We start from the raw sequence: 14811 nt of genomic DNA, 5'->3' as shown, positions 1-14811 counted from the left end.
TCCGCTCTGGCGAGCCGTAATGCGATTGTTAGGAAGCGGTGCCGGTAAGAAGGACGACCTTGCCCTTCGCCTGCCCCTGCATGACGCGGTTGAGCGCCGTGAGATATTCATCCAATGGATAGGTTTCGCTGATGTGCGGGCGGATCTGCCCCTTCGCATGCAGCTCGAGAAGTTCGGCGAGGTTTGCCGCATCCAGCGCCGGATTGGCCTTCGCCCATCCCCCCCAGAGCACACCGATGACGGCGATCTGCTTTAGCAGCAGCTGGTTGAACGCGAGCTGCGGAATGTCGCCCGAGGCAAAGCCAATCACGAGGTAACGGCCGAGCAGCGACAGGCACTTCACGGCGGTCTCGCCAATCTTGCCGCCGACCGGATCGTAGACCACGTCGGCGCCCTTGCCGCCCGTGAGCGCCTTCACCTGCTCGCGCAGGTCGCCGGTTGAATAGTTGATGGTTTCGTCTGCGCCATGCTCACGGCAGAGCGCAAGCTTTTCATCCGTCGAGGCAGCTGCAATGACGCGCGCGCCGAGCGCCTTGCCCTGTTCCACAGCAGCAAGACCCACACCGCCTGCAGCACCGAGGACCAGCAGCGTTTCGCCGGGGCGGATGGCCGCGCGATCCTTGAGCGCATGCCAGGAGGTGGCATAGGCGATCAGGAAGCCTGCGGCGACTGCATAATCCATGCTGTCCGGGATCGGCACGACGCGCGTGGCGTCCGCCGCAACCTGCTCGGCGTAGCCGCCGAAACCGGTGAAGGCGAGGACGCGCTGGCCAACGGAAACATTCGTCACGCCTTCGCCAACGGCGGCCACGATGCCCGCAACCTCACCGCCCGGAGAGAAAGGGAAGGGAGGCTTCGTCTGGTACTTACCTTCGACAGCGAGGCCATCGTAAAAATTCAGACCGCAGGCCCTGACGTCCACCAGCACCTTCCCCGGCTCGACGGCGGGGGATGCAATGTCTTCGAGTTTCAGGTCGGTCAGCGGACCGAAGGCGCGGCAAACGACGGCTTTCATTTCATCTCCCTCAATCGAGCCTTACGGAGCCCGACAGCCCATCAAGTGCCATGGGTAAGGGGTAGCAACATCGTCTGTTGGGACTAGTTTGGATCTTGCCATGTGAATAACGTTCCCGGACCTAAGTATTTGGCAGAAAATAAAAAAGAGCGCCGGGGCGCTCTTTGCAGATTGGTTGAACTTGTGAAGGACAGGGTCAGGAGATGAGGATGCCGCTGTCGACTGGCAGCATATGCCCTGTCATCCGGCAGGACTCGTCTGAAGCGAGGTAGAGCGCAGCATTGGCCACGTCGATCGGCTCACTCATGCCGAGCAGGTAGGCTTTCTTCTGGTCCTCCAGATGCGGTTCGGAGGCGAAGAATTTCAGCACCCGATCCGTAGCCACCGCTCCCGGTACCAGCACGTTTGCTCGCACCTTATGCTGGGCATACTCAACTGCCATCGAGCGGGTAAGCGCGATGATGCCGCCCTTCGCCGCCGAATAGGCGTCACGCTTCGGTACACCCATAGCGCCCATGATCGAGGCCGAGTTGATGATGGACCCGCCGCCGCTCTTGATAAGCTCGGGAATGCCGTAGCGGCAGCAGAGCCATGTGCCGAAGAGCTCGAGTTTCATCGTGTCCCAGAACACGTCGAGCGGCGTCTCGGTCACTAGCCCGTCCTTCGCTGACGAACCACCGGCATTGTTATAGATCACATGCAGCCCGCCGAATTTCTCGACGGTGGCGGCGATGCCCTTCTCCACGCTCTCCGGATCGGTGACATCCACCTGAACGAAGAAGGCCTCGCCGCCCGCATCCCGAATCGACTCCGCGATAGCTTCGCCTGCCTCCGTTCCGCGTCCGGCCAATGCCACCTTGGCCCCATGCGAAGCGAAATGCCTTGATGCGACCTCGCCAATTCCGCGCGTAGCCCCCGTGATGAAGCAGATTTTTCCTTCCAGTCTCTTTGTCATGGGGCTTCCCTGATCATGCGTAGAATGTTGCACTTCTGAGGAAAGAGTAGTCCCGACCCGCCCGCGCGACATAGGCTGAAAGGACTATTCCCGAGCAGACGCGACGAGGTGAAGTTCTTCGAACAATCGCGAAATAGTCTTTGCAGACGATGCCGCCCATCATGATCGGAATAGTTTCGCGCGGACAAGAAGGAGGTCATATGGAAACGCTTGCGCAAATGCTCGCGCGAAATGTTCGCGCCATCGGATCCAGACCATTTATCATTACGGACAAGGTCACGCTGACCTACGCCGAGTTCGCCGAACAGACAGCCCGTCTCGCCCATGTGCTTGCTGCCAGGGGTGTGGGGAAGGGCGACCGCGTCGGGCTTTATCTTCCAAGCAACGCCCTGATGGCGATTGGCTACTGGGCCTGCCAGCGGCTGGGTGCAATTCCCGCGCCCGTAAGCGCCATGCTGCGCCACGCGGAACTGCGCAAGGTGATCGCGCAGACCTCCATGAAGGCGATGATCGCGGACGAATCCACCTGGCCCTATTTCTCACAGATCCGGGATGAGTTCACCTTCCTCGAAGCCTGCCTTGTCTCTGGCTCGGGCGATGCGGACGACCTCGACACGCTGATGGCGGCTGCACCCTCTACCTTCGAGGACGTGCCCTGCGAGATGACTGATCTTGCTGCCATGTTCTTTTCGTCCGGTACGACCGGCGTTCCGAAGGGCATTGCGCAGACGCAGTTCAGCATCACCTCGACCCTGCGCGACATGTTCGTCTCTCACCGCAACCGCTATGCGAGCGAGACTTACGTCTGCGCGGTGCCTCTGTTCACCAACTTCGGCCTGACGGTCACGCTAAATCTCTGCCTCTATGGCGGCGGCACGATCGTGCTGCATGAGCGCTGGGATACCCAGCGTGTTCTGGAAGATATCAAGAAATACAAGGCCACCTACTTCGGCGGCACGCCGACGATGTATGTCTACATCGTCAACGAATATGATCAGGCCAGGCACGACCTCTCGTCGCTGCGCATCTGCACGACGGGCGGCTCGCCGGTGCCGCAGCCTGTCATCCAGAAGTTCGAGGAGCTGAGCGGCGCCCGCGTCACGCAGGTTTATGGCTCCACCGAAAGCTGCGGCCAGTCGGTGATGGAACCGACCATCGGCCCGCGCAAGCGCGGCTCGGCCGGCCTGCCTGTCGGCAGCACCCGCATCTACATCATCGATGACGATGGCAATGAGATGCCCGCTGGCGAGCTGGGCGAGGTTGTCATCGGTGGCGACTGCATCGCTTCGGGCTACTGGGGCGACGAGGAAGCGACGCGCGAAACCTTCACCGAACTTGGCTGGAAGTCCGGCGACATCGGCTATCTAGATGAGGATGGCTACCTCTTCATCGTTGACCGCAAGAAGGATCTGATCATCGCTGGCGGCCATAACGTCTACCCGCTGGAAATCGAAACGCTGCTTTACAAGCATCCGGCTGTTGCCATGTGCGCTGTCGTCGGCGCACCGGACGAAAGCAAGGGTGAGATCCCGGTGGCCGTGATCGTCAAGAACAAGGACGACGCCACGACCGAGGCCGAGATCATTCAATACTGCCGTGAGAATCTGGCGGCCTACAAGGCCCCGCGCGCTGTCCACTTCATCGACCGCATGCCCGTGGAAGCCGCCAAGATCCGTAAGCGCGACCTGGTGAAAGCACTCAAGGAAGGCACGATCGACCAGTACCGAGGTGAGGCGGTGGGAGCCTAGCTCCCGCCGCCAACCGTTTTAACGCTTGTCGGGAGCATGCGCGTGCAAAGGACATAACGGCCACCGCATCTCGTAGAGGTATGATGCGCCCGAAATGCCCCCAAGGAGAGATGGCACTTCCTTCGGCTTTAGACTAACAGCCTTTTTGGTTTGAAGGACCGAACCTATCGGCTCTCCGGAGCTCAACGCCTGGGTCATGGGGCCGAACAGCTATTGTGCGCTCGCTTCGGTAAGTCCTACCGAGATCGGAGACAATTTCGATTTCACATATCATTTGGGCCGGAGCCACGATGGAAACCTTTATAGCAGCATCCGCAAGCCACTCTTGAGGCATCGTATTCGCCGCCATCGTTCGCAAAACTGCGCTTCGATAGTAATGCTTCAATACGTCAAGAGCGCGATGATCAGAAGTCTCAGTCTCGTGCTGCAGCCTGAGTTGAAGGGACCATTCGCCAAGGCTTTCGAGAATTGAAACGTAGTGGCCTAAAGCCCAATAACCTTTGAAATCATTGTTGCGGCTGACAAATGATCCAAGTACGTCGTGGCAAATTCCTCGGAATTGCTTTCTCCTGGACATCTAAAAAATCGGCTCCGTATATATTTGATTAAAAGCCGCGTCAAGACCAGGTGAGTACCTACATGAGCCCTCTGGACCCCTCGTGGTTCGACAAGCTCACCATGAGGGTGTTTGTGCAGGTTGCGTCGCAGTCTGCATGCGTTGCGGCTATCTTGAGGTGGAGAACGCTGTGGTAGTTGGTCGATCTCCATCCCCTCATTTGAAGCTTCCTGAGCTTGTCGGAGGGTGAACCACTCGGGGCCACCCTTCACCGGATCAGGTGAGCTTACTTCCCCTGCGGTTCGAAGTTACGCGCAACATCGCCTGCGCCACCGAATGCGCTCCAGCCGCCATCGACAGGCAGCGTCACGCCCGTGATGTAGGATGCCCAGTCGGAAAGCAGGAAGGCGGTGGCCTTGGCCATTTCCTCCGGCAGACCCATGCGCCCAAGCGGCGTGCGGCGTTCTATCTTGGTAGGATCGAAGATCTTGCGATCAAGCAGATCGCGCACCATTGGCGTTTTGGTGTAGGCAGGAGCAATCGCGTTGACGCGCACGCCGTCGGCACCCCACTCGCAGCCAAGCGTCGCCGTCAGGTGCATGATGCCCGCCTTCGCCGTTCCATAGGCCGAGCGGCCGGGGAACGCGCCAAGGCCGACGATCGAGGCTACATTGACAATCGCGCCGCGCTTCTGCGGCACCATGATGCGTCCGGCGTTGCGGCACATGAGATAGGTGCCCTTGAGGTTCACATCGAGCACGCGCTGCCAGCGATCCACCGGCTGCTGGTGGACGGGGACCAGATCATCGCCAATTCCGGCGGAGTTGAACAACAGGTCGAGCCCGCCGAGGATGCGGGCTGCATCGTCGACCATGTGCTCGGCATCCTGTTCGTTGGCGACATCGCCCGAGGTCACGCCTACGGCTCCGGTGCGCTGCATGGCAGCTTTCAGGCCATCGGCATTGATGTCGGCCAGCACCACGCGGGCGCCGAGATCGGCCAGCAGCTTCGCCGTGGTTTCGCCGATGCCGCTCGCGCCGCCAGTTACCAGCGCGCGCTTTCCGTCAAACCTGATCTGCTGCATGGCTTCTCCTCAGAATTTATATCGATGCTTTCTCAAACGTCCGGATCGCTTCCGTCCGCCTCGTCGGCGCGGAAATGATACTCCGCCTCCCATTTGTCCGCCGGCTGCTGGTGAAGCGCCCAGTAGGCGGCCGCGACGAGGTCGTGATCGTAGGGCGTACCAGCCTGCATCGTGCCGTGGATGGCGATGGTGCTGACATGGATGCCCTTGTCGTTCAGCTCCTTGTAGAGGCTGCGTCCAAGGCTTCTGAGAGCCGCCTTGCTGAGCGAGGTCACGCCCCATTCGATCCAGGGCTCGAACGCGAGAACGCCGCCGGTAAGCAGGATCGTGCCGCGTCCGCGCTCCAGCATTGCGGGCACAACTTTCTTCGCGGCGTCAAGCGCGCCAGCCACGTTCACGCTGAATGCGTGCTTCAGGTAATCGACGCTGACCGGCTCGCCGAGCGAGTTCCAGCCATCGGCGGTGCCATACTTCACTTCAGCCTTGCCGGAGGGAGTCACGAAGCGCGAGGGCTCGATCAGCGCGGCATTGTAGATAAGCACTTCGGGTGAACCGTAGGTGGCATGGATCTGGTCGAACACCTTGGCCATGCTTTCCTGCGAACCTGCATCGCCCGGAAAGCCGGTAACATCCAGCCCTTCGGCCCGGAGCTCCGCTTCATGGCGACGGATTTCAGCCTCGCGCCGTCCGACGAAGGCCACGGCGTGGCCTTCCTCTGCGAACTTCTTGACGAGGGCCCGGCCAAGGCCGGGACCCATTCCCACGACGACCGTGCAGGGCTTGCTCATTGCGCCACCTTCGTTTCAGCCTTGGCGGGAGCCTCAGTCGCAACACGCTTGCGCGCCTCGCGATTGGCGAGGAATTCCTGCAGCGTGCCGACCACGCCCTTGCGCAGGAAGAGCACGCAGAGGACGAAGATCGCGCCCTGCATCACCACTACCCAGGCGCCGAAGTAGGCGAGCTTGTTCTGCAGCGTCACCACGATCGCCGCGCCGACGACCGGGCCGAGCAGCGTACCGACGCCACCGATCAGCGTCATCAGCAGCGCATCCGCAGAGGTCATGAAGAACACGTCCGAGATGGATGCGATCTGGAAGACAATTGCCTTCACGCCGCCCGCAACACCCGACAGCATGGCCGAGAGGGTGAAGGCGATCAGCTTGAACTGGTTCGTCGAGTAGCCGAGCGAAATGGCGCGCGGCTCGTTCTCGCGGACCGACTTCAGCGTCTGACCGAAGGGCGAGTTGATGATGCGGTAGACGAAGGCAAAGCCTGCGAGGAACACGACGAGCGTCACGAAGTACATGTTCATCGAGTTGCGCAGGTCGATGAGGCCGAACAGCATGCCGCGCGGCACGTTCTGGATGCCGTCTTCACCGTGCGTCCAGGGCGCCTGGATCACGTAGAAGTAGACGATCTGTGCAAGCGCCAGCGTAATCATCGCGAAGTAGAGACCCTGACGGCGGATGGCGAGTGCACCGAACAGCGCACCGATTGCCGTGGCTGCCACGACGCCAAGCAGCAGGCAGAGCTCCGGCGGCAGACCCCAGACAGCAGCGGCATGAGCCGTGACATAGGCCGACGTACCGTAGAAGGCCGCGTGACCAAAGGCGAGCAGGCCGACGTAACCGAACACCAGGTTATAGGCGAGCGCGAAGAGCGCCAGGCACAGGATCTTCATCGCGAAGATCGGGTAGACCGTGAAGGGCAGCACGACGCCGATGGCAGCGAGAATGAAGAACCAGATGCGGCCGTTTTCAAGGAAACTTCCGCTGCGTCCGGACGAGAGGTCCGTCACCGCATGAGCAGTGGTTTCCTTGCCGAACAGGCCGGCCGGGCGGAACACCAGCACGATCGCCATGATCACGAAGATCACGGTTGAGGAAGCTTCCGGCCAGAATACCTTGGTCAGACCTTCGATCACGCCGAGCATAAGGCCCGAGATGATCGCGCCGAAGATGGAGCCTATGCCGCCGATCACCACCACCGCGAAAATGATGATGATGATGTTCTGGCCCATTTGCGGACCCACCTGATAGATCGGTGCGGCCATCACCCCGGCAAAGCCCGCAAGGCCAACGCCGAAAGCGTAGGTCAGCATCAGCATGCGCGGCACATTGATGCCGAACGCGCGGACGAGATCAGGGTTTTCGGTGGCGGCGCGCAGATAGGCGCCCAGCTTCGTGCGCTCGATCAGGAACCAGGTTCCAAAGCAGACGGCAATGGCCACCACGATCACCCACGCGCGGTAGTAGGGCAAGAACATGAAGCCGAGGTTGGTGCCGCCCTTGAAGAACTCCGGCACGCCGTATTGCTGGCCGGCAGCGCCGTAGCGCACGTTGAACAGGCCCTCGATGACCATCGCAAGACCAACCGTCAGAAGAAGGCCGTAGGCATGTTCGAGGTGATAGACGCGGCGGATGAAGATCCACTCCATCAGCGCGCCGATGGCACCGACTGCAAGCGGCACAAGGATCAGCGCCCAGAAGTAGCCGAGAGATGGCAGGCCGAGGCTCGGGAACAGGTCAGGCAGGTTGACCAGATACCATGCGCCGAAGGCGCCCATCATGTACTGGGCGCCGTGAACGAAGTTACCGATCCGCAGCATGCCAAAGATGATGGCGACGCCAAGGCTCAGCATTGCGTAGAAAGACCCGTTGATGAGACCGATAAGAAGTTGTCCCATCAAGAGGGCGGGTGGAACACCGATAAGCTCCATCATGATGCATCAAACTCCCAGGTAGGCCTCAATTTTCTTGGTATTGTCAGCCAGTTCACCATGGCTGAAGGTCTCCACCACGCGCCCGTGCTCCACGATGCAGTAGCGGTCGGCAAGCTTGGAGGCGAACCGGAAGTTCTGTTCCACCAGGATGATGGTGAAGCCACGTGCCTTGAGCGCCCTGATGACCGTGGCGATCTGCTTGATGATCACCGGTGCAAGGCCTTCGGTCGGTTCATCCAGCAGCAGCACCTTGGCGCCGGTGCGCAGGATGCGGCCAATCGCCAGCATCTGCTGCTCACCGCCTGAAAGCTTGGTGCCCTGGCTGGTCCAGCGACGCTTGATGTTGGGGAAGAGCTCGAAGATTTCTTCGTCCTTCATGCCGCCCGGTGCAATGACCGGTGGCAGGTAGAAGTTCTCGGCCACGTTGAGGCTGGAGAAGATGCCGCGCTCCTCCGGGCAATAGGCGATGCCGCGCTGGGCAATTCCTTCCGGATTCTGGTTGGTGACGTCCTCGCCGCTGAGCAGAATCTGACCGGTCTTGCGGCGCAGAAGACCCATGATGCAGCGGAGCGTCGTCGTCTTGCCCGCGCCGTTGCGTCCGAGCAGCGTCAGAACCTCACCCTCGCGGATGCCGAAGTTCACGCCGTGCAGAGCCTTGCTTTCCCCGTACCAGGCGTGGAGATCCTTCAGTTCCAGCAGGGGAGTATTGTTATTCGTCATCGGTACCCCCGATATATGCCTCGATCACGCGCGGATCGCGCGAAACGGTCTCGTAATTGCCTTCGGCGAGGATGCGGCCGGCGGCGAGCACCGTGATCCGATCGGAAAGCGACGAGACGACCGAGAGATTGTGTTCCACCATCAGCACGGTGCGGTTGGCGGAAACCTTGCGGATGAGTGCGGCCACGCGGTCCACGTCTTCATGGCCGAGGCCGGAGGTGGGCTCGTCGAGCAGCAGCATTTCGGGTTCGAGCGCCAGCGTCGTGGCCAGCTCCAGCACGCGCTTGCGGCCATAGGGGAGCTCGGCTGCGCTATAGTCGGCGAAGGAACGGAGGCCGACGGAGTCGAGCAACTCGTCGACGCGGTCGTCCAGTACGGAGAGCGTGCTCACGCTTTTCCAGAAATGATAGGCCGTGCCGAGCTTGCGCTGCAGCGCGATGCGTACGTTCTCGCGCACGGTCATGCGCGGAAAGACGGCCGAAATCTGGAATGAGCGGACGAGCCCCTGCCGGGCGATCTCGGCGGGCTTCACGTTCGTGATATCCCTGCCATTGAAGCGGATCGTTCCGGCAGTCGGCTGGAGAAACTTGGTCAGCAGGTTGAAGACAGTGGTCTTTCCGGCGCCGTTCGGCCCGATCAGAGCGTGGATGGAATGCCGGCGGATCTTGAGATTGACGTCCTGTACCGCGGCAAATCCGTGGAAGTGCTTGGATAGCCCTTGGGCTTCGATGATGTAGTCTTCGGGCACCGTGTTCATGATGTAGTTGGCTCCGGAAGTGGATTGCTGCCCACGAGGATGCCTCGGCCGCGGCTTGCACGTTGGCGCAGGGCGATCATCTCCTTGTAGGCTTCGGAATGGTAGAATTCGTGTGCCGCCTCAAAGCTTGGAAACTCCACCACGGAGATCGATGGAGGGTTCCAGCCGCCCTCCAGAGGCTCGATCGTCTGGCTCGCAAACAGGAACTTCCCGCCCGCGGCGGCCATCATCGGGCCAGCCTTCCTGCGGTATTCTTCCCAGGCGTCCTGATCCGTGATCTCAATCTCAAAAATCATATAACCGCGCATGGCTCGCCCCGACCTGGTTTGCACCGATCTGTGAGGATGGGCGGAGGCAGCGCCGAAGCCGTGTGGCCTGGCGCTGCCTCTGCATTATTGACTAAACGGGCTTGCCCTTAGCTCTTGTTGACCAGCGGGCATGCGGTCTCGGACAGCGGCTTGAAGGCTTCCGTGGCCGGAACAGTCGCGACGAGGTTGAAGTAGTCCTCGCCTTCCTTGACATCAGCCGGAGCCTTGACCTCGGCGAGGAACATGTCGTGGATCAGACGGCCGTTCGGGAACAGCTTCGCGTTGTGCGCGAACATGTCGTTGATCTCCATGCCGCGGATGGCTTCAAGAACCTTGTCGGCATCGTCGGTGCCAGCCTGGTCTACAGCCTTCAGGTAGGTCGAGACGGCAGAGTAGGCGCCTGCGGCAACCCAGCCGGGCATCTTGCCGGTGATCGCCTTCATGTCTTCGCCGAACTTGCGGGAGTTGTCGTCGAGGTTCCAGAACCACGGAACAGCAACCTGCACGCCCTGCAGTGCCTCAACGCCGATCGCGCGAACGTCGGACTGGTGCAGGATGCCTGCAGCGAGACGGATGCCCTGATCCTTGAGGCCGAATTCCTGCGCCTGCTTCATGGCGTTGACCAGTTCCGGGCCGTTGACGTTGAGGATGAGAGCCTCAGCGCCGGAGGACTGCGCCTGAAGGAGGTAGGACGAGAAGTCGGTGGTGCCGAGCGGAGCGCGAACCTTGCCCATGACCTCACCGCCAGAAGCGTTGATCGCGTCCTCGACGGTGGCTTCCTGAACCTTGCCGGCTTCGTAGTCCGGCGACAGGATGAAGAACTTCTTCACGCCGTCAGCCGACAGTGCCTTAACCGGGCTGGTGAAGGTGGAGTAGGCGTCGTAGGCCCAGCTGGTGACGTAGCCGTTGCAGTCAGCTTCGGTAGGACGATCGGTCAGCGGAGAAACGAAGAGGCCAACGCGCTTGTTCTCGCCGATCAGCGTGTTGACGCCGAGCGCGATCGCGGAGTTCGCCATGTCGACGATGGCGTCGACGTTCTCCTGCTCGATCCACTGGCGCGCAATGGAGAGACCGACTTCCGGCTTGTTCTGGTGGTCGGCGGAGATGATCTCGATCTTCTTGCCGAGCGCCTCGCCACCGTAATCCTTCACGGCGAGCTCGGTTGCAGTCACGACCTCGGAACCGCCGAGCGCCGAGAAAGACGTGCTCTGGTCGTTCAGCACGCCGATCTTGATCACGCCGTCAGCTGCAAGCGCGGGTGCAGCCAGCGTCAGCAGAGCAAGTGCGGTGGTTGCGAAAAGTTTCTTTCCCATCCTTTTTCCCTCCCGATAAGACCTGTTGGCCTATCCTGGTGTCTCTTGTTTTCGCACGTTCCCATTGGGAACCGGGCTTTCAAAAGCTTCACTCGGGAGGGGTTTTGGAGCATCGTCCTAACAGACTAGAGTTCGTCTGGCGGGTCTCTGCGGCTTTCGTGTAGGGAGCTCCGCTTCTGCCGGTCAGCCTGCTGTTGCAGCCGCAAGGTGCTGCCGCACGGCTTCCAAAACCTCTTCCGGCTTCTCTTCCACCAGAAAATGCCCGGTGTCGAGCGCATGGCCGCTCACATTTGCGAACCATTGCCGCCAGGTTTCCAGAGGATTGACCTGCTTTCCCACGACGCCCTTGTCTCCCCAGAGTACGAGGCAGGGAATATCGCTGATGCTGCCAACGTCGGCGCGATCATGATCGAGATCGGTTGTCGCGCCGGCCAGATAGTCGCCGCACCAGGCCTCGACGACACTGGGCTTCTGCGCTGCCCGCTCGTATTCGGCCATTGCTTCCGGCGCAAAGATGTTGAGCCCGCCAAGTCCTGCAAGTGTGGCGCGCAGATATGTCAGCGGTTCGCTGTTGAGCAGCCTTTGGGGCATGTCGCTTGGATGCGCCAGGAAGGTCCAGTGGTAGTATTTCCGTGCGAGCCAGGCATCCATCAGCCGCCAGACTTCCACCGTTGGCAGGATGTCGAGCAGAACGAGGGACTTAACGCTCGCGGGATGGTCGAGCACCATCCTGTGCGCAGTCCGCGCACCCCGGTCATGCGAGACGACATGGAATTGCTTGTGCCCCAGTTGCTCCATTAGCCGCACCTGGTCTCGGGCCATGGCGCGGAAGGTAAAGTCCTTCTCATGCGCGACGGATTCGCCATAACCGCGCAGGTCAGCGGCCACAACGGTGTAGGTTCGGGCGAGTTCTGCGGCGATCGGATGCCACATCGCATGGGTCTGAGGATAACCGTGCAGCAACAGCAGCGGCTCGCCGCTGCCGCCGACACGGGCGTGAACCCGCACGCCCTCGGTTTCGATATCCACTTCGCTGAAGCCGGGGAACAGGGGCATCGTCACTCCTCACCAACGCGTCTGATTCATCTGCGAGGTTACAGCATTTGCGGGTGCCGTCGAAGCAAAGACGCTGAATTAGCCTCCATGTGTACAGCTCGTCCTCACAGGAAGTTGCTTCTCCGACAAGTATCAACGGACTGACCGCTTATAATTAGTTGAAATTGCTGTTGGTGTTGCGGATCAAGTCGCCGAAATGAAATTGCTTCCCCGGCTGCTGAGTGTATACTTGGAGCATCGTAGAAGGGCAGTTGATCCATGGAACAGAACACCGGCAAAACGCACGCCATGCGCGCCTTGACGGAGCTGAGGAAAAAGATCCTGAGCGGCGAACTGGCTGCCGGCATGCGGCTGTTCGAGGTTCCGCTGACGGAGATGCTCAACATCTCGCGTACGCCTGTGCGCGAGGCGCTTCTGCGCCTGTCGGAAGAGGGTCTGTTGGAGCGTGTCAACAGCGGCGGCTTCGTGGTGCGCACCTTCAGCTTTGCCGATGTGGTGGATGCGATCGAGCTGCGGGGGGTCATGGAGGGCACGGCGGCTCGCCTTGCCGCTGAACGTGGCGTTGCACCGGCGGACATGGCGCACATCCAGTCGCTCGTTGAGCAGCTTGACGCCTGTTTCGGTCCCGGCTGGAACGATGTTGATTTCGACCGCTACCGCGAACTGAATGCAGCCTTTCATGAAGCGCTCGCCGGCCTCTGCGGCAGTCCTATGGTGAAGCGCGAGGTGGAGCGCACGGCGCGCCTGCCGTTCGCCTCGCCGTCAGCCTTCCTGCAGGAGCGGGCGGACTTCCTGCATCATTCGCTGCGTATGGCGCATGAACACCACCGGGCCATCGTCCAAGCCATAGCGAAGCGGGAAGGAACGCGGGCGGAGGCACTGGCGCGCGACCATGCAAACCTGACGCGCAGCAATCTTGAGCACGCGCTGAAGGAAGACAGCAGCCTGATGAAGCAGTTGCCTGGGCTGGCGCTTGTAACTTAGGGTGTTGAGGGGGCTGGGCTGCGCAACCGGAGGAGGAGCCGGGCAGCCTGAGCCGTATGACACTGGCCGTCGCTATCGACGGCAAAAAGTCTTTTGGAGGAGGACGGACATGAACGTGGTTGCCAGGGACGTCGCGCCGAAGGCGCCGGACAGGTTCTTCATCAATGGGGAATGGGTCGCCCCGAAATCGGGCAAGACCCTCGACGTGGTCTCTCCGGTCACGGAAGAGCTGCTCTTCAGCTACCCGGAGGCAAGTGAGGCGGACATGGAAGCCGCGGTCGCCGCCGCCCGCGAAGCCTTCGACAATGGTCCGTGGCCCCGCATGAGCTCGGCTGAACGCGCAGGCTATCTCCGCAAGGTTGCGTCGCTTCTGGAGGAGCGGTTGGATGATATCGCCGGCGCCTGGACGCTGCAGGTCGGCGCACCCATCATGCTGACGAAGAAGCTCGTCGGGCAGAACCCCACGCTCTTCAACTACTATGCCGATCTCGCCGAAACCTACCCGTTCGTCGATGAGCGCAGCCGCGATGATGGCGGCAAGGTGCGCGTGGTCAAGGAGCCGGTCGGCGTCTGCGCGGCGATCACGCCATGGAACGCGCCGCTCGTGCTGCTTTCCTACAAGGTCTCGGCCGCGCTGGCCGCGGGCTGCACCATGGTGGCAAAGCCTTCGCCCGAGACGCCGCTGGAAGCCTACATCCTCGCCGAATGCATCGAGAAGGCCGGCATTCCGAAGGGCGTCTTCAACCTCGTCCCGGCCGGTCGCGAAAGCGGCGACTATCTTGTCCGCCACAAGGGCATCGACAAGGTGGCCTTCACGGGCAGTACGGCTGCCGGTAAGCACATCGCTGCCGTCTGCTCGGAACGGCTTGCGCGCGTCAGTCTGGAGCTTGGCGGAAAGTCTGCCGCGGTCCTGCTGGACGATGCGGATTTCGCCAAAGCACTGCCGTGGCTGATGATTTACTCGATGCCAATCACCGGGCAGGTTTGCTTCTCGCTGACGCGCATCCTCGTGCCCGAAAGGCGTAAACAGGAATTCCTCGACATGTTCCTGGGCGCGGTCTCGCAGATCAAGGTTGGCGACCCGTTCAGCCCCGAGACGCAGATGGGCCCGCTTACGATGGAGCGCCAGCTGCGCCGCGTGGAAGGCTATATCCAGGCAGGCCGTCAGGAAGGCGCCAGGATCGCCTGCGGCGGCGGCCGTCCGGCGGGCATCGACCGGGGCTATTTCATCGAACCGACGGTCTTCACCGATGTCGAACCGCACATGAAGATCTTCCAGGAGGAGATCTTCGGGCCGGTCGTGTCCGTCATCACCTACAAGGATGAGGATGACGCCGTCCGCAAGGCGAATGACACGGTATACGGCCTGAGTGGCGCAGTCTTCAGCGCGGACGTGGAGCGCGGCTATCGTGTGGCGCGCCGCATGCGGACCGGCAGCGTGACGGTTAACGCAATGATCGTTGACCCGAAGCATCCCTTCGGCGGCTACAAGCAGTCGGGCATGGGCCGGGAAGGCGGACCCGAGGGCCTCGAGAACTACATCGAGACCAAGACGATCCACCTGGCGTAGGTAAATTGGTGAGGCGGCGGAAA

The 14811-nt window shown here is 61.2% G+C and carries 13 protein-coding genes and 1 pseudogene; 3 read left to right on the top strand and 11 right to left on the bottom strand.

All coding sequences use genetic code 11. The annotated features are described in order from the left end of the window. Positions 1-28 precede the first annotated feature (28 nt). Together IEX27_RS08230 and IEX27_RS08225 are read right to left on the bottom strand one after the other, a co-directional pair. Positions 29-1015 (bottom strand): NADPH:quinone oxidoreductase family protein, encoded by a 987-nt coding sequence (locus tag IEX27_RS08230; protein WP_188720544.1) that lies wholly within the window; start codon positions 1013-1015, stop codon positions 29-31. A 196-nt stretch (positions 1016-1211) separates the two neighbouring features. Then, entirely contained in the window at positions 1212-1970 is a 759-nt protein-coding gene (locus IEX27_RS08225; RefSeq protein ID WP_188720542.1) for an SDR family NAD(P)-dependent oxidoreductase, read from the bottom strand. 200 nt (positions 1971-2170) lie between these two features. Between IEX27_RS08225 and IEX27_RS08220 the strand changes: the two genes are divergently transcribed. Continuing rightward, positions 2171-3718 carry a class I adenylate-forming enzyme family protein gene (locus IEX27_RS08220; RefSeq protein WP_188720540.1) on the top strand — a complete coding sequence of 516 codons (1548 nt, stop codon included), beginning with the start codon at positions 2171-2173 and terminating at the stop codon, positions 3716-3718. Positions 3719-4560: 842 nt separating this feature from the next. On the opposite strand, the gene IEX27_RS08215 is transcribed toward IEX27_RS08220, so the two are convergent. The 9 genes and pseudogenes from IEX27_RS08215 to IEX27_RS08180 form a co-directional block, all read right to left on the bottom strand. Further along, the gene (locus IEX27_RS08215) at positions 4561-5358 is read right to left on the bottom strand and encodes an SDR family NAD(P)-dependent oxidoreductase (protein WP_188720538.1); all 798 of its coding nucleotides are present in this window, start codon (positions 5356-5358) and stop codon (positions 4561-4563) included. A gap of 32 nt (positions 5359-5390) precedes the next feature. Further along, entirely contained in the window at positions 5391-6146 is a 756-nt protein-coding gene (locus IEX27_RS08210) for an SDR family NAD(P)-dependent oxidoreductase (protein ID WP_244630287.1), read from the bottom strand. After that, positions 6143-7039: a branched-chain amino acid ABC transporter permease gene (locus IEX27_RS21345; protein ID WP_244630304.1), complete on the bottom strand. Its 897-nt coding sequence runs from the start codon at positions 7037-7039 to the stop codon at positions 6143-6145. Before IEX27_RS21345 ends, IEX27_RS08210 begins: the two co-directional genes overlap by 4 nt. A gap of 132 nt (positions 7040-7171) precedes the next feature. Next, positions 7172-8080: pseudogene (locus IEX27_RS21340) on the bottom strand (branched-chain amino acid ABC transporter permease); the annotation flags it as partial. 6 nt (positions 8081-8086) lie between these two features. Next, positions 8087-8800: an ABC transporter ATP-binding protein gene (locus tag IEX27_RS08200; RefSeq protein WP_188720535.1), complete on the bottom strand. Its 714-nt coding sequence runs from the start codon at positions 8798-8800 to the stop codon at positions 8087-8089. Beyond that, on the bottom strand, positions 8790-9557 hold the full coding sequence (locus IEX27_RS08195; RefSeq protein ID WP_210315513.1) for an ABC transporter ATP-binding protein: 768 nt from the start codon (positions 9555-9557) through the stop codon (positions 8790-8792). Before IEX27_RS08195 ends, IEX27_RS08200 begins: the two co-directional genes overlap by 11 nt. Continuing rightward, complete coding sequence (locus IEX27_RS08190) at positions 9554-9865, bottom strand: DUF1330 domain-containing protein (RefSeq protein WP_188720533.1); 312 nt, start codon at positions 9863-9865, stop codon at positions 9554-9556. The genes IEX27_RS08195 and IEX27_RS08190 overlap by 4 nt, the downstream gene beginning before the upstream one ends. Before the next feature lie 107 nt (positions 9866-9972). After that, positions 9973-11178, bottom strand: coding sequence for an ABC transporter substrate-binding protein (locus tag IEX27_RS08185; RefSeq protein ID WP_188720531.1), 1206 nt, complete (start codon positions 11176-11178; stop codon positions 9973-9975). Between the two features lie 183 nt (positions 11179-11361). Continuing rightward, complete coding sequence (locus tag IEX27_RS08180) at positions 11362-12234, bottom strand: alpha/beta fold hydrolase (protein ID WP_188720529.1); 873 nt, start codon at positions 12232-12234, stop codon at positions 11362-11364. Positions 12235-12492: 258 nt separating this feature from the next. Between IEX27_RS08180 and IEX27_RS08175 the strand changes: the two genes are divergently transcribed. Both IEX27_RS08175 and IEX27_RS08170 read left to right on the top strand, forming a co-directional pair. Next, positions 12493-13218, top strand: coding sequence for a GntR family transcriptional regulator (locus IEX27_RS08175; RefSeq protein WP_188720528.1), 726 nt, complete (start codon positions 12493-12495; stop codon positions 13216-13218). 109 nt (positions 13219-13327) lie between these two features. Further along, positions 13328-14788, top strand: a complete 1461-nt coding sequence (locus tag IEX27_RS08170; protein ID WP_188720526.1) for an aldehyde dehydrogenase — start codon at positions 13328-13330, stop codon at positions 14786-14788. Positions 14789-14811 lie beyond the last annotated feature (23 nt).

This window comes from Nitratireductor aestuarii, assembly GCF_014641695.1.
Lineage (GTDB): Bacteria > Pseudomonadota > Alphaproteobacteria > Rhizobiales > Rhizobiaceae > Chelativorans > Chelativorans aestuarii.
Note: the sequence above shows the minus strand (reverse complement) of the source record. Positions and strands in the feature narration are given on the sequence as shown.

Coding starts and splice junctions, on each gene's coding strand:
- IEX27_RS08225 (WP_188720542.1), bottom strand. CDS start 1,970: ATGACAAAGAGACTGGAAGGAAAAATCTGCTTCATCACGGGGGCTACG.
- IEX27_RS08200 (WP_188720535.1), bottom strand. CDS start 8,800: ATGACGAATAACAATACTCCCCTGCTGGAACTGAAGGATCTCCACGCC.
- IEX27_RS08170 (WP_188720526.1), top strand. CDS start 13,328: ATGAACGTGGTTGCCAGGGACGTCGCGCCGAAGGCGCCGGACAGGTTC.
- IEX27_RS08180 (WP_188720529.1), bottom strand. CDS start 12,234: ATGCCCCTGTTCCCCGGCTTCAGCGAAGTGGATATCGAAACCGAGGGC.
- IEX27_RS08185 (WP_188720531.1), bottom strand. CDS start 11,178: ATGGGAAAGAAACTTTTCGCAACCACCGCACTTGCTCTGCTGACGCTG.
- IEX27_RS08210 (WP_244630287.1), bottom strand. CDS start 6,146: ATGAGCAAGCCCTGCACGGTCGTCGTGGGAATGGGTCCCGGCCTTGGC.
- IEX27_RS08230 (WP_188720544.1), bottom strand. CDS start 1,015: ATGAAAGCCGTCGTTTGCCGCGCCTTCGGTCCGCTGACCGACCTGAAA.
- IEX27_RS08195 (WP_210315513.1), bottom strand. CDS start 9,557: ATGAACACGGTGCCCGAAGACTACATCATCGAAGCCCAAGGGCTATCC.
- IEX27_RS08220 (WP_188720540.1), top strand. CDS start 2,171: ATGGAAACGCTTGCGCAAATGCTCGCGCGAAATGTTCGCGCCATCGGA.
- IEX27_RS21345 (WP_244630304.1), bottom strand. CDS start 7,039: ATGAAGATCCTGTGCCTGGCGCTCTTCGCGCTCGCCTATAACCTGGTG.
- IEX27_RS08215 (WP_188720538.1), bottom strand. CDS start 5,358: ATGCAGCAGATCAGGTTTGACGGAAAGCGCGCGCTGGTAACTGGCGGC.
- IEX27_RS08175 (WP_188720528.1), top strand. CDS start 12,493: ATGGAACAGAACACCGGCAAAACGCACGCCATGCGCGCCTTGACGGAG.
- IEX27_RS08190 (WP_188720533.1), bottom strand. CDS start 9,865: ATGCGCGGTTATATGATTTTTGAGATTGAGATCACGGATCAGGACGCC.